General features: G+C 45.7%; 20 protein-coding genes and 1 pseudogene. 19 read left to right on the top strand and 2 right to left on the bottom strand.

The genetic code is table 11. The annotated features are described in order from the left end of the window. Positions 1-108: 108 nt before the first annotated feature. The 9 genes and pseudogenes from trhA (at position 109) to AC6CIF_RS01605 (ending at position 6930) form a co-directional block, all read left to right on the top strand. Complete coding sequence (gene trhA, locus AC6CIF_RS01645) at positions 109-756, top strand: PAQR family membrane homeostasis protein TrhA (protein ID WP_498197531.1); 648 nt, start codon at positions 109-111, stop codon at positions 754-756. 262 nt (positions 757-1018) lie between these two features. Then, positions 1019-1369, top strand: a complete 351-nt coding sequence (gene ylxM, locus AC6CIF_RS01640) for a YlxM family DNA-binding protein (protein ID WP_017689221.1) — start codon at positions 1019-1021, stop codon at positions 1367-1369. Between the two features lie 62 nt (positions 1370-1431). Continuing rightward, positions 1432-2808 carry a signal recognition particle protein gene (gene ffh, locus AC6CIF_RS01635; RefSeq protein WP_062833767.1) on the top strand — a complete coding sequence of 459 codons (1377 nt, stop codon included), beginning with the start codon at positions 1432-1434 and terminating at the stop codon, positions 2806-2808. A 53-nt stretch (positions 2809-2861) separates the two neighbouring features. Next, complete coding sequence (gene rpsP, locus AC6CIF_RS01630) at positions 2862-3134, top strand: 30S ribosomal protein S16 (RefSeq protein WP_017689219.1); 273 nt, start codon at positions 2862-2864, stop codon at positions 3132-3134. Between the two features lie 23 nt (positions 3135-3157). Next, a complete protein-coding gene (locus AC6CIF_RS01625; RefSeq protein ID WP_017689218.1) occupies positions 3158-3388 on the top strand; it encodes a KH domain-containing protein in 231 nt (76 codons plus the stop codon). A 301-nt stretch (positions 3389-3689) separates the two neighbouring features. After that, positions 3690-4202: a ribosome maturation factor RimM gene (gene rimM / locus AC6CIF_RS01620; protein ID WP_091031941.1), complete on the top strand. Its 513-nt coding sequence runs from the start codon at positions 3690-3692 to the stop codon at positions 4200-4202. Position 4203: 1 nt separating this feature from the next. Beyond that, positions 4204-4971: a tRNA (guanosine(37)-N1)-methyltransferase TrmD gene (trmD, locus tag AC6CIF_RS01615; RefSeq protein WP_498197528.1), complete on the top strand. Its 768-nt coding sequence runs from the start codon at positions 4204-4206 to the stop codon at positions 4969-4971. A gap of 186 nt (positions 4972-5157) precedes the next feature. Continuing rightward, positions 5158-5530, top strand: a pseudogene (locus AC6CIF_RS01610) (VOC family protein). Positions 5531-5682: 152 nt separating this feature from the next. Continuing rightward, the gene (locus tag AC6CIF_RS01605) at positions 5683-6930 is read left to right on the top strand and encodes a hypothetical protein (RefSeq protein WP_498197526.1); all 1248 of its coding nucleotides are present in this window, start codon (positions 5683-5685) and stop codon (positions 6928-6930) included. A gap of 3 nt (positions 6931-6933) precedes the next feature. On the opposite strand, the gene AC6CIF_RS01600 is transcribed toward AC6CIF_RS01605, so the two are convergent. Beyond that, positions 6934-7899 carry a polysaccharide deacetylase family protein gene (locus AC6CIF_RS01600; protein WP_498197524.1) on the bottom strand — a complete coding sequence of 322 codons (966 nt, stop codon included), beginning with the start codon at positions 7897-7899 and terminating at the stop codon, positions 6934-6936. A 349-nt stretch (positions 7900-8248) separates the two neighbouring features. Between AC6CIF_RS01600 and rplS the strand changes: the two genes are divergently transcribed. The 10 genes from rplS (at position 8249) to AC6CIF_RS01550 (ending at position 17116) form a co-directional block, all read left to right on the top strand. Next, positions 8249-8590, top strand: coding sequence for a 50S ribosomal protein L19 (rplS, locus tag AC6CIF_RS01595; RefSeq protein ID WP_024630190.1), 342 nt, complete (start codon positions 8249-8251; stop codon positions 8588-8590). A gap of 485 nt (positions 8591-9075) precedes the next feature. Continuing rightward, positions 9076-9696: a signal peptidase I gene (lepB, locus tag AC6CIF_RS01590; protein ID WP_017689211.1), complete on the top strand. Its 621-nt coding sequence runs from the start codon at positions 9076-9078 to the stop codon at positions 9694-9696. Positions 9697-9726: 30 nt separating this feature from the next. Next, positions 9727-10590 (top strand): ribosome biogenesis GTPase YlqF, encoded by an 864-nt coding sequence (ylqF, locus tag AC6CIF_RS01585; protein ID WP_036670353.1) that lies wholly within the window; start codon positions 9727-9729, stop codon positions 10588-10590. 510 nt (positions 10591-11100) lie between these two features. Then, positions 11101-11754 (top strand): ribonuclease HII, encoded by a 654-nt coding sequence (gene rnhB / locus AC6CIF_RS01580; RefSeq protein WP_498198176.1) that lies wholly within the window; start codon positions 11101-11103, stop codon positions 11752-11754. Positions 11755-11784: 30 nt separating this feature from the next. Further along, positions 11785-13842: a TP0910 N-terminal domain-containing protein gene (locus AC6CIF_RS01575; protein ID WP_498197521.1), complete on the top strand. Its 2058-nt coding sequence runs from the start codon at positions 11785-11787 to the stop codon at positions 13840-13842. Continuing rightward, entirely contained in the window at positions 13839-14150 is a 312-nt protein-coding gene (locus AC6CIF_RS01570; RefSeq protein ID WP_498197519.1) for an EscU/YscU/HrcU family type III secretion system export apparatus switch protein, read from the top strand. Before AC6CIF_RS01575 ends, AC6CIF_RS01570 begins: the two co-directional genes overlap by 4 nt. Continuing rightward, a complete protein-coding gene (locus AC6CIF_RS01565; RefSeq protein ID WP_498197517.1) occupies positions 14144-14542 on the top strand; it encodes a YraN family protein in 399 nt (132 codons plus the stop codon). The genes AC6CIF_RS01570 and AC6CIF_RS01565 overlap by 7 nt, the downstream gene beginning before the upstream one ends. Before the next feature lie 321 nt (positions 14543-14863). Continuing rightward, the gene (locus AC6CIF_RS01560) at positions 14864-15025 is read left to right on the top strand and encodes a paeninodin family lasso peptide (RefSeq protein WP_498197516.1); all 162 of its coding nucleotides are present in this window, start codon (positions 14864-14866) and stop codon (positions 15023-15025) included. A 60-nt stretch (positions 15026-15085) separates the two neighbouring features. Next, entirely contained in the window at positions 15086-16282 is a 1197-nt protein-coding gene (locus AC6CIF_RS01555) for a carboxypeptidase-like regulatory domain-containing protein (protein WP_498197514.1), read from the top strand. Between the two features lie 282 nt (positions 16283-16564). Continuing rightward, the gene (locus AC6CIF_RS01550) at positions 16565-17116 is read left to right on the top strand and encodes a nitroreductase family protein (protein ID WP_498197513.1); all 552 of its coding nucleotides are present in this window, start codon (positions 16565-16567) and stop codon (positions 17114-17116) included. A 242-nt stretch (positions 17117-17358) separates the two neighbouring features. Here the strand turns inward: AC6CIF_RS01550 and AC6CIF_RS01545 are convergent, their stop codons facing one another. Then, positions 17359-18969 (bottom strand): YifB family Mg chelatase-like AAA ATPase, encoded by a 1611-nt coding sequence (locus tag AC6CIF_RS01545; protein ID WP_498197511.1) that lies wholly within the window; start codon positions 18967-18969, stop codon positions 17359-17361. Positions 18970-19272 lie beyond the last annotated feature (303 nt).

Here is a 19272-nt window from a genome sequence, read left to right as displayed (position 1 = left end):
ATTGCCAGTGATATACGTGATAAGTGTCACGTGTAATGTCACTGGAAATACGTGTATAATAGAGGAATAAAGAAGGCAATGTTAAAGGGTTAGAAAGGACGGTTGAAAATGGCCAATACGTATACCTATTCTCGCCGTGAAGAAGTCGCCAATGCGGTGACACATGGAATCGGCGCTGCACTCAGTGTAGCTGCACTGGTGATATTGATTGTATTTTCAAGTATGAAAGGCACGGCCTGGCATGTGGTCAGTTTCACGATCTACGGGATCACCATGCTGCTGCTCTATACAAGCTCTACACTCGTGCATGCATGGAAAGATGGAAAAGTGAAAGATTTATTTGAGATTTTCGACCATTCTTCCATTTATTTGTTTATTGCGGGATCGTACACTCCGCTTTTGTTTATTGCTGTTCGCGGTACACTTGGATGGACCCTGTTTGGTATAATCTGGGGAGTCGCATTATTCGGCGTGATCTTTAAGGCGTTTTTCACGAAAAAGTTTCTATTCATGTCCACGATTTTCTATATTGCGATGGGCTGGCTTATCGTTATTGCCTGGCAACCACTTATGGCTGCCATTCCAACAGGAGGAATTGTGCTGCTGGTAGCTGGAGGCCTGATGTACACACTGGGTACGCTTTTTTATATGTGGCGTGGATTTCCTTACCACCATGCGATTTGGCATCTCTTTGTGCTAGCAGGCAGTATTCTTCATTTCTTTATGGTACTGCTGTACCTGACACCACTTCGTTAGAACACCATAAACGGATGCATCTCCACGGACTGAGACGCATTCGTTTTTTCTTTTACATAGAGGTGGATCGCAGAGATATAGATCGGATTTGCTTGTTGTGAAAAAGGGCATAAACCACCCGTTAAACATCGAAATAACATATCATCAGGGCTGTTTTTATTGTGACAAGTATTTTTGCTTGACAACCTGATTTGTTTTAGGTATTATTAGGAACGTTGCAAGAGTGTAAAGTGTTTTTCCTTGACGAAGGGAGTGCCCCGATGTGAGTCAAGAAAATCGGCTTGAGAAGACAAACCGGATTAACTTGCTGTTTGCTTTTTATGAATTGTTACTTACCGAGAAACAGCAGACTTTTCTAAAGTATTACTTTCATGACGATTTCTCACTTGGTGAAATTGCAGCCGAGTTTGAGATCAGCCGCCAGGCGGTATACGAGCATATCAAGCGTGCCGAACAAGTGCTGGAAAATTACGAAAGCAAGCTGGGCTTGCTGGAAAAGCATGAACGGCGTAATCGCAATCTTGAAGATTTGCAAAATGCATTGGAACGCGCAGGCGTCTCCATTGATAACAACAAACAAATACACGATATCGTTGCTCAGCTTAGTGAATGAAAATTGGCTGAGCGGAACGTATCGGTCTTGAAAACAGTATTAAAGCTTAAGGAGGTGGGATCATGGCATTTGAAGGATTAACGACCCGATTACAGAATGTGTTCAGCAAGCTGCGCGGCAAAGGCAAGGTGTCTGATGAAGATGTAGCCGAGGCTATGCGCGAGGTACGTCTGGCATTGCTCGAAGCGGATGTAAACTTCAAAGTGGTCAAGGAATTCATCGCCAAGGTGAAAGAGAAGGCTGTTGGCAAAGAAGTGATGGAGAGCTTCACGCCAGGAATGGTCATCATCGACATCGTTAACAAGGAACTAACGGATTTGATGGGTGGAAGCCAAGCGAAACTGGCTAAAGCGAACAAACCGCCTACGGTGCTGATGATGGTTGGTTTACAGGGTGCTGGTAAAACAACCACATCGGGTAAACTGGCTAAAATGCTGCAAAAGCAAAACAGTAGACCATTGCTTGTTGCTGGCGATATATATCGTCCGGCAGCGATCAAACAGTTGCAAGTACTTGGCGAGCAGATCAAAGCGCCGGTATTCACACTGGGAGATCAGACAAGCCCTGTTGAGATCGCACGTCAAGGTCTCCAACATGCCAAAGATAACGGTAATGACTATGTCATTATCGATACAGCTGGACGTCTGCATGTTGATGAAGAACTGATGGAAGAACTTCGCCAGATTCACAGCGTAGTGAATCCGGATGAAGTACTGCTTGTCGTAGACAGCATGACAGGTCAGGATGCGGTTAACGTAGCAGAACACTTTAACCAGCAGCTTAATCTGACCGGGGTTGTCCTGACAAAGCTGGATGGAGATACTCGTGGTGGTGCTGCGCTTTCCGTCAAAGCAGTTACGGGTTGTCCAATCAAGTTTGCTTCCCTTGGAGAGAAACTTGACGCTTTGGAGCCGTTCCACCCGGAACGTATGGCTTCACGGATCCTCGGTATGGGTGATATGTTATCTCTGATTGAGAAAGCACAATTAAACATTGATACCGATAAAGCCAAGGAAATGGAACGGAAGATGCGTAATGCAGAATTCACGTTTGAAGATTTCCTGGAGCAGATGGATCAGGTCAAAAAGCTGGGACCAATCGATCAGATCATGGATATGATCCCCGGCATGGGCAAGATGAAACAAGCTAAGGATCTGAAGGTTGATGATAAACAGATGGGCCGGATCGAAGCGATCGTTTACTCAATGACGACCGAAGAGAAACGTAACCCGGACATGATCAACCATAGCCGCCGGAAGCGTATTGCTACCGGAAGCGGAACATCTCTGGCTGAAGTAAATCGTCTGATCAAGCAATTTGATGAGATGCGCCGCATGATGAAACAGTTCTCGGATATGATGGGACCTAAAGGCGGCAAAAATAAAGCGATGAAGCAGCTTAAAGGCATGGGAAAAGGAATGAAGTTTCCTTTCCGTTGATTTAAACGAAGCTGGATCATATACAGATTTCATTGAAGGAGGTGAATTTTCAAATGGCAGTTCGTATTCGTCTGAAACGTATGGGTGCTCACAAAGCTCCTTTCTACCGCGTAGTGGTATCGGATTCCCGTTCCCCACGTGACGGTCGTTTTATCGAGGAGATCGGTTACTACAACCCGGTTGAACAACCGGCTGTTGTTAAGATCGATGAAGATAAAGCATTGGCATGGCTTCAAAACGGTGCACAAGCATCTGACACTGTCCGCAACTTGCTTAGCAAAGCGGGCGTGATGAAGAAGTTCCACGAGTCTAAATTATCTAAATAAAGTGCTGATTCGGAGGGTCATCTATGGAAGAATTAGTAAGCATAATTGCTAAGGCTTTAGTCGATCATCCGGAAGATGTGACGGTTCGGACGGTTGAGAAAGACCGGCTTGTCGTTTATGAGTTAACCGTTCATCCTGACGATGTCGGGAAGGTAATTGGTAAACAGGGACGAATCGCGAAATCACTTCGTACGGTCGTCACATCAGCAGCAGTTAAGATGGATAAACGGGTTACCGTTGATATCATATCTTAAAGATATACGAAAGGGGGTTAGGATGCATGTCCTAGCCCCTTTTCGTGCATGCTGAACTTAATAGGTTGGATTAGATATTGAATTAAAATATTTTTGGGTATGAGTGACTTCGGAGCAGTGTAGGGGACGGGATCGATTCTGGAGAAGCGTTAGCGTTCGCCTTTATCACCTCATTTTCACCTTTTAAATTAAGTTCGAAAAATGAGGGGGTAACAGCGATCGAAAGAACGAACCGTCGTCGGAACGACCATACGAGAGTCGAAGTAGCAGTTTAGTCTGATTTAATTTCGTAGGAGGAAATATGGCAGAATTTATGAATGTAGGTAAAATCGTTAATACGCATGGAATTCGCGGTGAGGTAAGAATCATGCCTTTAACTGATTTCCCGGAAGTGCGTTTCGCGAAAAATGCAGAGTTGTTTTTCTTTACACCAGATAATCATCCCGTCATGGTTAACGTGGAGTCTTCACGTTTGCATAAAAATATGTATATTCTTCGTCTGAAAGAGTACGGGAATATTAATGAAGTAGAAAAGTTTAAAGGCGGCATGGCCAAAGTGTTAAAAGAGAACCTGGCTGAGCTGGACGAAGGTGAATACTACTTCCATCAAATCGTTGGGTGTTCGGTCATCACTGAAGAGGGTGAAACGCTTGGAACCATCTCTGAAATTTTGACTCCGGGTGCCAATGATGTATGGGTTGTCAAAACGCCAGCAGGCAAAGAAGTGCTGATTCCCGTTATTGATGATGTAGTACTTGATGTGGACATCGAACAGAAGCAAGTGAAGATTCACCTGATGGAAGGGCTGCTGTAACATGAAAGTGGATGTATTAACGCTATTCCCGGAGATGTTTGACGGTGTATTTGGAGCAAGCATTCTGGGCAAAGCTCAAACGAAGGGTCTCGTATCCCTTGGTGCAACCAACTTCCGAAATTATGCGACCAATAAACATAATACAGTAGATGATGCCCCTTATGGCGGAGGCGGAGGTATGGTGCTGAAACCAGATCCGATCTTTGCTGCTGTTGAAGATGTGCTGGAGCAACGCGGAGAAGCTGCGGCATCGATGAAAGCTCCACGTATCATCCTAATGTGTCCGCAAGGTGAGACGTTTACACAGAAAAAAGCAGAAGAACTTGTACAGGAGGAACATCTTATTTTTATATGTGGACATTATGAAGGTTACGATGAGCGCATCCGCGAATTTCTCGTGACGGATGAACTATCCATTGGTGATTACGTACTCACGGGTGGGGAGTTGCCTGCTATGGTTGCGATTGACAGCATCGTGCGTCTTATACCCGGTGTGCTTGGCAATGAGACAAGTGCCGTGACGGATTCCTTCAGCACTGGACTTTTGGAATATCCACACTACACACGTCCACCCGAGTTTAGGGGGATGAAAGTACCGGACATGCTGTTGTCAGGACACCATCTGAACATTGAGGCGTGGCGCAGAGAGCAATCTTTGCTTCGTACGCTGGAGCGCAGACCGGAGATGTTGGAAACGGCCGATTTGACGGATAAAGAGCGAGTTTGGCTGAAAAACATCCGCTCAAACCGTGAAAATGGCACAGAGTAAGGTTAATCGTATAAACACGTAAATATTAAATTTCCAGAGTTGCAAAAGGCCGACCTTGATACTCACAGGTTGGCTTTTTTTGTGTACATTAAAAAGAATACTGGATTTTTACTGGTATATTTTATAAAATAAAAGTATAATTAATGAAACTTAGTTTCATTAAGTGAGACAAAAGGCGGTGTATGAATGTACAATATTATTGGTCTTGATCATATTCAGCTCGCAGCACCAGAAGGTTGTGAAGCGGTGGCACGTCATTTTTTCAATAAAGTACTGGGCTGGACGGAAATTCCTAAACCTGAAATTCTGAGAAAACGGGGTGGTGTATGGTTCGAGTGTGGCAGACACCAAGTGCATATTGGAGTACAAAAAAGATTTTATTCCCGCCACAAAAGCTCATCCGGCATTTCATGTACAACATTTGGATCAGTTGCGTGAACATCTCATTCATAACCAAATTCATATTGTAGATGACGAAGCAAGAGCAGATGAGGGTGTAAGACGTTTCTATATAAATGATCCTTTTGGCAATCGCCTTGAGTTTTTAGAGTGGGTTTAAAATCATTCGTTTAAATCGTTTAATTACATAGGCACTTTTTTGCAGCTTTGAACTTTTTTGCATGATTCTAAATAGGGTTGTAAAAGAAAGGGGTTTTCTTTATGGTGAACTCAGCTGGAATTGAATAATAAAGATAGCTGAGGAGGAAGGTTATGAATCATCAGCCTTATGAAATCGCCAGAGTAGATATTAGCCAAGCCGGAGAACGCTGCAAAATGCTTTTGGGAGATCTTAATGGGGACGGTAGACTTGAAATGTTGCTGGTACAGGCAGATGGGGGCATAGACGATCGGTATGTTCCGCATCAGGTATGCTGTTTGACTGCATTTGATCTGGAAGGAACATTACTATGGCAGGTCGGAACTCCCGATCCCGATGCAGGTAGTCCGGGTTCAGACTATCCTGCTCAGATCGCAGATTGGGATGGAGATGGAAATAATGAAGTATTGTGTGTGATGGACAAACAATTTCTCGTGTTGGATGGCCGGACCGGAGAGATCAAAGAAACACGTGATCTGCCAGGTGATGAAGCACATGACTGCATTATTCTCGCCAACCTGACGGGTAACCAGCATAGAATGGACATTATACTGAAAGACCGCTATAAGACGTTATGGGCACTCGACCATGATTTTAATTTGTTATGGAAGCATGAAGGGAATCCAGGACATTTTCCATGGGTATATGACATCGATGGAGATGGGAAAGATGAAGTGATGGCCGGATATGACATGCTGGATCATGATAGGATGTTATTATGGTCTTGTCAGAATCTCGATGATCATGCTGACTGTATATGGTTTGGCGACGTTGACGGTGATGGGGAAGTTGAGGTTGTTATCGGTGGCAGTGTGACGGTCATGATGGACCGCTACGGTAATGAGAAGTGGCGTTATGAAGACTCGATTGAATCACAGCATATTGCGTTAGGCCATTTTTGTTCTGGAATGGAAGGTTTACAGATTGCAGGTCTGGACCGGATTGTCCGGGGGGATGAGCATGGTAAAGATGGAATGTTCATGCTGGATAGCGCTGGGAAAGAAATATGGAAAGAAAACCGCACGACTCGGGGCTGGTTAACCATTATAGAGCCTGTGTGTAACTGGGATGAGGGGGGACTCGATTATATTTTGGCGTATCGCAGAGGTGGAGATGTGTTGCCTTCTTTGGTAGATGGAGATATGAAAACGGTTACTGAATTCCCGAAAGAGGGATATGCGGTGCATGCAGACCTGGTTCAGACGGGGAAAGAACAGATCATCATCTATGACGCAGAGGAAGCAGTGATTTATTCTAGCTCTCCGATGACATTATCACTTACCGACGCAAAAAGAGCCAAGCCTCAGCTCAAAAGGCTGTATAGCTCGACTCTGTATCCAGGCGGTGAAGTTAAACTCTAGGTTTCACTGGTCATTCTCCGATGCAGGTAATTCGTTCTGTGGACTGGATTCGGATTGAAGCAAGGACGCCAAATCAGTACCTGTCGTGACCGTCAAGCGAGGCAGCTTCATGGGATGATCTCCTGGATGCACAAATCCAGACTTTACGGTAAATGCCATGCGATATCCATGTTGTTGTAACTTGTAGATCATCTGCGTACTGGTATAACCAAAAGGATAGGCCAGATAAGGTGTGTCTATTCCGGTTTGCTTCATATGCTGGATATCATCATCCAGAAGACTGGTGTCCAGACCGACAGGTACGCTGTTGCCACAGCGCATAAATCCCTTGTGATGCAAGTTATAGGTATGGCTGTTAAATTCAAATACGTCAGTTGCGGCCTGCATCTCTGGTCTGGAGATGAAACTTTTTTTGGCAGGGTCAAATTCCGAAGGCTGATCTTGAATTTTGCTGCCAATGACAAACAATGAGGCGTGAAAATTATATTTTTGAAGCACAGGGTAAGCTAACGTATAATTGTTCTGGTATCCATCATCAAATGTAATCACAATAGATTTTTGTGGCAGGGAAATCTTCCCGCTAACATATTGTTCAAGCTGATCCAGTGTAATCGTGCGGTAGCCTTCATCATACAGGTATTTCATATTTTGCTCGAAGTCCTCCAGATTAATGATGGATTTATTACCTGTCTCGTGATTGTTCAGTTTGGGTTCTATGTAATGATACATCAGTACAGGAACTTCTGTAGCGGTACCTTGTTCAACCCTGAAGGTAGAACGATCCAGCGCAGATGGGCTGGAAAAGTCAGTGTGTGACAGCTCGAATGCTTTGCGTTTGACTATGTCCCAGGATGTGCAGGCTTTGTGTGACAGTGCATTCGTTGGATGAGTTACGGCATATGCATATAGTGTAATGGAGCATGTGAGCATGGCGAGTAGGGCAAGTGTGATCTTTTTCCAATATTTCATAAGTCTCAGGGTTCTCCTTTGAAAGTGGTCAATAAGTTATATCATAGACGATATTTCTACACCGGAAGTTACAGTATTTTTTCCTGTATCAGGTTGACTTGCAGATGAGAGCGTTGATTCAAGGACCATATGAGAGAATGTATTTTAAAATGAAGTCAACATGTGATGGATGAGTTTCAGAGCGGTAGATTGAACAATAGGCATCTGTTTAATTTCTCTTGTGTTTTGATATGCTGCGTGATACAATAAATCTGTTATGTGGAATACGGCGGTCCTCTATGGATAATGAAGGAGACAAGGTGATCTCTGGAAGAAGTATGAACGCCTGTACGGAAGGAGGGAGTCATAGATGAATATCGTTCAAGCGATTACACAAGAACAACTTCGTAAGGATATTCCGAGTTTTCGTCCTGGTGACACTTTGAAAGTGCACGTTAAGGTAATCGAGGGAACTCGTGAGCGTATCCAATTGTTCGAAGGTGTTGTGATTAAACGCCGTGGTGGTGGAATCAGTGAGACTTTTACAGTTCGTAAAATTTCTTACGGTGTAGGTGTGGAAAGAGCTTTCCCGCTTCATTCCCCAAAAATCGATAGAATCGAAGTGGCTCGCCGTGGTAAAGTTCGTCGTGCGAAGCTTTATTATCTTCGTGAACTACGCGGTAAAGCAGCGAGAATTAAAGAAATTCGTTAATATAACGGATACCGGGAAGGGCTTGGAGACAAGCCCTTTTCGTTTTTGTCCGGGAAAAGTTGAACCGGAGGTACACTTCCGAGTAAAATGGTATGGCAACGCATGCGGGAATAGTCCGGGAGGCTTGTAAAATCAGTTATTGAAGTGCGTGTTCAAAAAGACCGGTTTTCAGTACCGAGGAGATGGGATGAAGCTAGAAATGGAGTAGCGGAGCGTAGGTAACTACGTGAGCAACGGACATTTCGGCTGAATTCCATATACGAAGCTGATGATGCCACTAGGCATCCTTCGTAATCAAAAGCGGACTTTTTGAACAACCTCTTGAAGGCATTTGAATTGTGGATTAAATGTACTGTAATGCTTGGTGAAAGATTACATAACTGATGTGAATGTTTTGTATCCATCCATGGAGTTATTGGAACGATACAGAATGCTGGATGTGTGTACTGCTATAAACATGTACTGTGAAGAGAGGAAGATCTTGAATGGAACAAGAAGTTCAACATGACCGGGGCAATCCTGCCGAAGAGAAAAACAGCCGATCCAAAAAAGCCAAAAATGAAATTGTTGAATGGCTTAAAGCCATTGTTATCGCATTAGTTCTCGTCATTCTGATTCGGTGGTTGCTCTTCAAACCGTTTGTTGTGGACGGTCCGTCCATGCAGCCGAACTTTGAAACGGGTGAACGTGTGATCGTCAACGAGATCTTATATGATATCAGAGAACCGAAGCGCGGTGAAGTTATCGTCTTCCACGTACCATCCGAAGGTCGAGATTTCATTAAACGTGTTATTGCTGTAGAAGGTGATACCGTTGAGGTTCAAGACGATACCGTGATGGTTAACGGTAAAAAGGTTGATGAAACGTATATTCAAGGAGCCATTGATGCAGCTGAAGCAAATGGTGGAACCTATAACGTGAAGGATTTCCCGAATGAACAGTTCCCTGATGGCAAAGTGCCGGCAGGTCATGTGTTTGTAATGGGAGATAACCGTCCAAATAGTACAGACAGCCGTATGATCGGTTATGTTTCGTTAAAAGATATTATTGGTCGTGCAGATGTGATTTTCTGGCCGATTGGTGAGATCAAGTGGATCAACCACTGAAATTGAAGTAAATAATGAGGTGAAGACAAGTTGACGATACAATGGTTTCCAGGTCATATGACTCGAGCCAGACGCCAGATTCAGGATAAGTTAAAGCTCATCGACGTGGTCATCGAACTATTGGATGCCCGTCTGCCTGTCTCCAGCCGTAATCCAATGATTGACGAAATATTGCTGGATAAACCCCGGATGATTTTGTTGAACAAATCGGATTTGGCAGATGCAAAAGTGACGCAAGAATGGATTGAATATTTCAAAAAAGAAGGAATTACCGCTTTCCCTGTAGATGCTTCGACGGGAACCAATGTTAAAGATATTCCCGTGCAGGCCAAGCTTCTTCTTAAAGAAAAAATTGACCGTCAAATTGCTAAAGGGATTAATCCTCGTGCGGTTCGCGGGTTGATCGTAGGGATTCCCAATGTAGGTAAATCAACACTGATTAACCGACTGGCTGGACGGAGTATTGCGTTAACAGGAGATCGTCCTGGTGTGACGAAGGGGCAACAGTGGATCAAGGTAGGAAAAGAAATGGAGTTATTGGATACTCCAGGTATTCTTTGGCCTAAGTTCGAAGATCAAAATGTAGGTTATCGTCTTGCCGTAACTGGTGCGATCAAAGAGGAAATTTTGAATGCAGAGGATATCGCCTTTTTTGGAATCAGTTACCTGATGCGTTATTACTGGGATGCTTTGGAAGAGAGATACGGACTTCAGGAGTTCTCCAAGGATGCAGATGATTCAGACAGTGTTATTGCAATTATGGAACAAGTCGGCCGTATCCGTGGATGTGTTGTAAGCGGTGGACGCATTGATCTGGAAAAGGCATCACGAGCATTTCTGCGTGAACTGCGAGCGGGTAAAATGGGACGTTTCTCTATGGAAGCTCCTTATTAAAAAAATGGACTCTACACGATGAAGATCATTATCTTTATCTGTTCATTTCATATATACAAGTGCCGAAAGAAGCGGCCGTTACCGGATTACCGGGAGCGGTCGTTTTTTGTGTATACAAACGCGGAAGTAGAGCTGGAAGATACGTCGAAAACGATAAAATGGAAGAGGATTGAAGAACAGTACGCTTTATGGAATTGGCTGACCTATATATCAGGTGCATCTAAATCGTGCTATGATAAATGGTGGCGCAATTTAAATTAGACGAGGTCTGATATATTCAATTTAAACCATCAAATACCGATAAATGAAGACATCACTATCTTTATATTGTAAATCTCAAGGAAGAGTTTTGCTGAGAGAGACAGGTTGTACAGAACAAAAGACAGAGGATCTACGTCTATATTATAAAAAGTTGTAAGTGATACGTATGCTGAAAAAGCGTGGGTAGAGGAGATGAGCGTTATGGTTGAAAATAATGAAGAGATCGGGTTGAATCTACTGGATACCCCGATGGGACCAAAGAAGAAAAAAGAAACCAGTGAACCTCGAGACCTGCTGCTCTATGAGCGGGAGTATTGGGACAGTGGATTTGAACGTATTGCTGGTATTGATGAGGTAGGACGGGGCTGTTTGTTCGGGGATGTTGTCGCAGCGGCGGTTATTTTACCGAAGGATCTCATCCTGGAAGGTGTGAATGACTCCAAGAAATTAACGGAGAAAAAACGTGATGCATTATATGACGTCATTATGGAAAAAGCGCTGGCGGTAGGTATCGGGTACGCGGATGCAGAGACAATTGATCGGCTTAACATCAAGCAGGCTGCGAGACTTGCGATGAAACGTGCGGTTGAAGCATTGGGAGAAACTCCTGATTATATGCTAGTGGATGCCGAGAAGGTGGATGTGAATGTACCTCAACTGTCCATCATTAAAGGTGACGCTAATAGTCAATCGATCGCAGCGGCATCTATTATTGCCAAGGTAACGCGAGATCGACTATGTAAGGAAGAATGGGATACGTTATATCCGGAATATGGTTTGTCGATACATAAAGGATATGCAACAAAAGTTCATCGGGAGCAAATTATGGCATTGGGGGCAACCCCGATGCATCGGCGCAGTTTTCTGGGCAACCTGCTTGGAGAGCAGCAATCTTTGTTTTAACACAGGTTTGAAGAAAGGAGGGGGAGAGATTTGAATATCGGTTCCATGATAAAGGGGTTAATGGGAGACAGTAAGCCCGGCAATGCCAAACCGCTTGAATTAAAGGAAGGTCAGGTGGTTCGTGGCTCCGTCGTTAGTGTATCCGATGATGGAGGAGAAGCAGTTCTGCAGATTCAAGGTGTGCAGGTGCGGGCCAAGTTGGAGACTCCACTCCGTCCGGGTGAGACCACGTTGCTTCAAGTGCAACCTCCAGGTGAAAATGGCATAACGGTAATGAAACCTATGTCCGGAACACTTGCTGAGCTGCCACAAGCTTCGCTGAACAATCTGCTTAAGGATGTAGGACTACCGGATACAAAAGGGAACCGGGAACTGTTAATTGCCATGCAGCGTAGCGGTTTGCCGCTTACAAAGGATAATGTGGCTATGGTTCAAAATATGATGACTGCCAAACCTGCACAGGTCCCTGTGGAAGAATGGGTGCAGGCGACAGGGATTGCTTTTCAGCGTGGTCTTCCGGTTACGGCGGAAACAGTAAAAGGACTACACCAGACGGTGTTTGGCCCCCCTCTGCACCAGTTGTTAAGCGGGTTGGCTGATCAGTTGGAAACGATGCTGACACAAACAACAGGTAAACCGGTATTGCCTGGAGAACAATCTGCTACGTTGAAACCAGCAGTCATGGCTGGTGCACCTGCTGTACCAAATGCAGCACAGACGGAAGAAGGATTGGCTGCATCAGGTAATGGTCGTCAGGTGACTGTAACCGGAACACCTGCTTTGTCAACGCAACAAGGACAAGCGGCATTGGCAGGATCTATATCCATGACGGATGGCGGGGCAGAGGATGCAGGTACTGCGGTGAAAGGAAACCAGCAGACCGGCGCAGGTGCAGGAAATGCTGAAGCCGGGGCCAAGGCAGTTGCCAGCAACGTTGAAACGGCTGGTAAAGGGGGGGCAGGTATTCCGTCTGGAACCGGAATACCTGGCGAGGGCCCGCGCGGTGCTGACGCGGGGCAAGCTGGGAGCCGCCCGGGTACACCGGGGGCGGCAGCAGAATCTGTGGCTGGCCGTGCAAGTGCAGGCCAGCCTGAAGCAGGCGCGGCCGGGCGGACTGACGGCCGCGCTGAAACGCCTGCAGCTGCGGGGACGCCGTCCGCAGCAGGCCAGGCGGCGCCAGCAGCGCCTACGGCAGCGCAGCTGGCGCCCAAGCTGCTGGCGCTGCTGGACGCCCTGCGCAGCGCGTCCACTGCCGCACCGGCACAGCCTGGTGCGGCAGCACAGGCCGCCCCTGCATCGCAGGGCGGCCAAGCGGCTGCGGCTGCCGGAGGCGTGCCGCAGCCGTTGCCAGCCGGCGCTGATGCGACGCCGGCTGGCGGTAGTGCCGCAGCACCTGCGGGAGCTGCGGCAGTGCACGCGCCTGTCACCCACGAGGGGGACCCGTGGGTGGGGCGCGTGCTGAAGCTGCTCGGTGCGGAGCACGAGCAGCAGGCTGTTCACGGCGCTGCAGCGCAGCCGCGCGTGGGGGATGCGGCGAGTCCGGCGAATGCGGACACGCTGAAGGGCTTGCTGCTGCAGCTTGCCAGCAGCGAAGGCGCACCGGCGGCGCTTAAGGATGCCGCCGGACAGGCCGTGCAATATCTGACAGGTCAGCAGTTATTGCTGACGACAGATCGCAGTGCTACATTTGCACAGATGCACTGGTTTATTCCGATCACTGGACCGGACGGGGAAGAAACGGCGTCTGTTCAGATTCAATCACGTCGTGGATCTCGTGGAGAGCTGGATGCGTCCAACTGCCGTCTATGGTTTGATCTGGACATGAAAAGTCTTGGGCCTACTCTGGTAGATGTCCATGTGGTTAATAACATTGTCAGTCTGCGTGTATTAAATGATCGCGAAGGAATGGGACCGCTTCTGGAGAGCGGACGAGAGGTGATCCATCAGGCATTGGACAAGCTGGGCTATCAACTGCTGACCTTCAAGGCGGAACCGTGGCCTGCTGGCCAGGAACCGGGAGCGGAACGAAAAACGAGGGCCTCGGACTATAGTCCTGAACGATACAAAGGGGTGGACTTGAAGGTATGAAAGACGAGTCGTCACAACCCGATCTGCTCTCCAAAAAGGTGGTTGCCCTAAAATACGTCCCTGGAGAGAGCGAAGCACCTGTTGTTGTAGCCAAGGGCCGTGGCAAAGTGGCAGAAGCCATTCTGGATAAAGCCAGAGAAAACGGCGTGGCTGTTCAGGAGGATGCAGCACTTGTGGAGGTGCTCTCCAAGTTGGATCTGGATGAACAGATTCCAGCTGAACTGTATCAACTGGTCGCAGAGGTGCTAACATATGTCTACCGTGCAGATCGAATGGCCTCAGGACGTGAGGAAGACGAGTCATGGTAGAACATAGATCAGGCCAGGAGCCGGGATTGAAGCTTACACGACAGCAGAAGGGTCGATTAGGTGAAGAGGCTGCCTGTCAATGGTTGCGAGAGAACGATTATCGGATCATTAGACAGAACTGGCGTTGCCGTAGCGGTGAGATTGACATCATTGCTTCCTGCGAGGGCCTGATTGTCTTTGTAGAAGTAAGAAGCAGAAGTGGAGCCGCTCAGTACGGTACACCTCAGGAATCGGTTGATATGCGTAAAATGCAGCAGGTACGTTCAACCGCATCCGTTTATTTACAAATGACGGGAGAGACGGAACTTCAGATTCGTTTTGATGTAATTGCCGTAATGCTTGACCAAGCAGGAGAGACTGTCTCTGTGAATCATATTATTAATGCTTTTTAAGAATTACACTCGAAGTTATTGCCACTTTAATTGATACGATTTGTATCTTTTTAATGTGAGTTGGTCAGTTATTTCGAAGTACAAGTTTAATTATGTCTTATCTTTGCATTCGTTTTAGTTATAAAATTAGTTAATATACTAAAGCCGTAGTTCCTCTTTATACAGGAGCTGCGGCTTTTTTTGATTTAACTACGAAATCACAAAACAGAGGATAGAGCACTAATAATAAAATCATTGTATTTCAGAAAATTTTTAGATACAAAATGTATCATTTATAATAAACTAAGAAAGTTGAAACTTAAAGAGAGGTTGGTGGGATGTATGAAAGAGCTTCAGAATACTTCGAACAACACAGTAAAACAAGTATGGGAGTGCCCTCGGATGGAAGTGCTGGATATGAGCGAGACCATGAACGGTGGACAGGGGATTTGGCAATATGTTTGGGACGGAGAATTCTGGAAGCTTGAACTTATGGTCAGTTAATTTAAGAGGATAAAGAGGAATGTTTGATCAATAAAATAAATGGTGAGGTGTAGTGAGAAGATGCAGACAAGTATCAAATGGATCATTCGACTAAGTACACTATCTTTATGTTTCATTTTGTTTGGAATCATGTATTCCGGAGTTTCTTATGCAGCCGATCCGTCTAGTCAGGCAAGTGTATCAGGTAAAGTTATTGATCGTCAGGGATTACCTGTCAAGGACGCTACTGTCAAGTATTGGCTTAATTATCGTGGGGATACGTCAGAGAAAAGTGTGAAGACGGATGGGAATGGACGTTATCGTATTATAGAGTCCGTTGAAGACAATACGGACATTACTTTTGTAGTTGAAGCAGAGGGTTATGTGACGTACAGACATTATAGCTCCTACGGATTGTCCGGTGGAGAGCAAATACAGCTTGATTTTCATATTTATGAGCCATCCACGATTGTAGGAACAGTCAAAGATCAGGCAGGCAGACCTGTTCCAGATGCTCGTATAAAAGTAACAAGTGTCTTTGATCGTATAGTGAAAACTGATCAGCAAGGTCGATATGCGGTTACAGGAATTGATTACGCCTATAATCCGAACATTGCAATATGGGTAGATGCCGATGATTATATGCTATATGAACAGGATCGCTTGGGTGTCCGGGAGGGAGGAACCTTGAGAATGGATGTTGTTTTGGCAGAGGCGGCACACGTGCGGGGAAAAGTTGTAGATGAGTCGGGCAATCCAGTAAGTGGGGCTAAAGTTAATGCTGGAGGTTCGGCAACAACAGATGCTCAAGGCAACTATTTAATAAAGCGCGTACCAACAGGGGCTAGAACGATAACGGGAGAAGCAGTAGGATATTTAAAAACGAGCCTGAGCGTTACTCTTGTAAAAGGAGATCATAATACATTTAATATCGTACTTAAGAAAGATGCAGATATTACACCTCCAGTAACCAAGTACAGATTAGTTCCTATTACAGATACTGTGAACGGGAAAATATACATCAAAGGATTTACATTTAGACTTCAGGCAACGGACGAAGTCAAAGGTTCGGGCGTAAAAACAACGCAATATCGAATCAATGGGGGAGCATGGAATACGTATGAAGGACCCGTCAAGTTTTATGCTCCCGATGTCAAGGTGGTAGAGTATTACAGTACTGATGTTGCAGGTAACCAGGAGAAGTACAACAAAATGGATTTTGTTAATGGCACATTTGAAGGGAATGGCGCGTTTGAAGGGGCGAGTTACGACGATTGATTACTCGTTGATATGATATGTGAATCAATAACATGAGAATAAAAGACGGTTCTGACTTGAAGATCCCTCGCGGTGAATCAAGATTCAGAGTCGTCTTTTCTGTTCGTAATGACCTTAACGATAATGACCTCTGCCGCCCCTTTGAATCTCGTGATAAGATGGGTGTATAATCAAGAAGGTAAACTGGTATTTTATTATGTCATAAAGAAATTATATTGAATGTACAAGGCCGCGAATCACTATTGCGGTTGCAAATGATTTTATAAACAGGAGGTACGGCCGATGAGTAAAGCTACGAAAACAACAAATGAAGTCAGAAACGCGATTCAAAACCGTCGTACGGTGAAAAAATTTAAAAAAGAAGCTGTTCCTACACAGCAGATTATAGAATTGCTGGACACCGCAGTCTGGGCTCCTAACCATAAACTGCGTGAACCTTGGAGATTTTTGTTGTTCACCGGAAATGGACGGAAGAAACTGGCCGAGGCTATTGATGCAGAAATGGGAGAAGACAACAAATTTTCACCCAATATTATGCAAGTTCCATCCGTTATGCTTGTCGTGCTGGAAGAAGATCCAAGACAGAATATCTGGGACGAAGACTTTGCTGCGGTCAGTGCATTGGTTCAGAACTTTATGCTTGCAGCCTGGAGTGAAGACGTTGGAACGTTCTGGGTGACCAAGCCATTCTTGTACGCTCCCAAATTCCGCAAACCGCTTGGCATAGAGGCGGGAGAGAAGATTATAGGCATGATTTATATGGGATATCCTGATGTTATTCCTTCTGCCAAAGAACGCACACCAGCTAAGGACAAACTCACTCTTTTTGAATAATAAATTATTGTAGACCTTAGCTATATAAGATCCCTTTACGTTTACAGGGGAATCTACGTACAAGTACCTTTCTTCACAGAAGAGAAGGGCTTGTACGTTTTTTGTCATGTTGGCGTATCCGCGTTGTAGAATCTGCATAAGAAATCCTTCTCGATCTTCCTCTGCTGTCTACAGGTTCATGCCCATTTCACTGCCTTTTGGTAACCGGCCTGTTCTTTCCTCCATATGCTTCTAAAATAGCTTCAAAATAAATTAAGATCCAGTTGGCGATACTGAATGGCTTCAGCCACATGAGCTGTTACAATTTCACCTTCATGGTCCAGATCGGCAATTGTCTGTGCCATCTTGATAATCCGATCATGTGCACGCATGCTCAGGTTTAACGTTTGCAGTGTTTGCTCTAACAGCTGCTCTGCCTCTTGGGGGAGTTGGATTGTACGTCGCAAAAGCGTGCCGGAAAGCTGGCTATTCCAACGGACCGAACTTTGAGCATAACGTGTAGCCTGAATTTGATGAGCGTGGATCACCTTTGCCTGCATTTCTTCAGAGGAAGGGGAAGCAACAGACTTGCGCCACTCGCCTGGTGGAGGAACCTCAACCTGAAGATCAATGCGGTCCAGCAGTGGTCCTGAAATTTTGGCTCGGTACGCGGCAACACGGGCTGGACTACATATGCAGCGTTGTTCCTCGGAATGAGCGGACAAATATCCGCAGGGACAGGGATTCATGGAACATGCAAGCATAAACTGGGCCGGAAAGGTGAAAGCAGCCCGTGCCCGACTAATTGTTACTGTGCGATCCTCTAACGGCTGCCTTAATACCTCCAGCACTTGGCGCTGGAATTCAGGTAATTCATCCAGAAACAATATGCCCCGATGGGCAAGGCTCACTTCACCCGGTTTTGGGATACCACCGCCTCCAATCAGACCAGAGGTGGATATCGTGTGGTGAGGGGAGCGAAAAGGTCTATCTGCAATCAGGCCTTGAGGCGCTTCTTTTAATTTGCCTGCAGCACTTAATACTTTGGTGACTTCCAACGCTTCATCTTCTGACAAAGGCGGAAGGATGGAGGGCAGACGTTTGATTAACATCGTTTTGCCCGTGCCTGGCGGTCCAACGAGAAGTATATTATGCATGCCTGCTGCAGCAATCATAAGCGCGCGTTTTACATGATGCTGCCCCAGAACATCGCTATAGTCATCTGCAAATAATGGTGTTTGTCTCGGCTTCCTATCCGCCATCTTATGAGTCTTATCCGTTATAGGAGCAGCGAGGTGTGCATAATTTTTCAACACGACTGGTCCTGCATTCGAATGATTTGGTATTCCCACTGAACTAGCGGGTTGATCTGGGTTTTCCGGAGCAATATCCTGTAAATGACGAATGCCAAACACCTGGATACCTCGAATCAGTGAAGCTTCCTCTACGTTATCCAAAGGCAGGAGCACGGAAGTAAAGCCTTGTCGTTTGGCCAGATCCACCATGGATAAAATGCCGGGCACGGACCTGATCGAACCGTCCAACGCCAGTTCGCCAACCACTAGTGTCCGTTCCTCGGGAGGAAGTACAAGCTGGCCGCTTGTCATGAGTAAACCAATAGCAATGGCTAGATCAAAGGAAGATCCTTCCTTGCGCAGATCAGCGGGGGCCAGATTGATTGTAATCCGCTGTAACGGATACTGATATCCGCAGTTTTTAATCGCTGCACGGACACGTTCAACGGCCTCACGAATGGCTGAATCCGGTAAACCGATGATGGATGTCTGCGGCAGACCATTGGATAAATCGGTCTCCACCTCAATCAGAACACCATCAATTCCGTACAAACACGCACTGTGCAATTTTCCGTACATGACAAAGAAACACCTCACTCGATTCTTGACTCCGCATAATACGGGCCAGTTTACGAATTAAGGTGCTTCCTCAGCTTCTATTAAGCATTTTATATAAAAGGAATCATGGAGTCAACCTGTCATTCTCATTGCTGTAGTCATCTTTCCTGATCCCTGAATTTTATTTTTGGAAGGAAATCATTAAATAGCTTTGGCGAAAATGGTTACGTATTAAACTTTCATTATGATTATCAAATTTGGCCCGAGAAAACGCGAATGTATTCCATGGACCTTATGTAATATTTTTATCGAATTATGAGATGT

Source organism: Paenibacillus sp. GQ49, from assembly GCF_059759055.1.
This window is presented reverse-complemented; position numbering and strand designations above follow the sequence as displayed.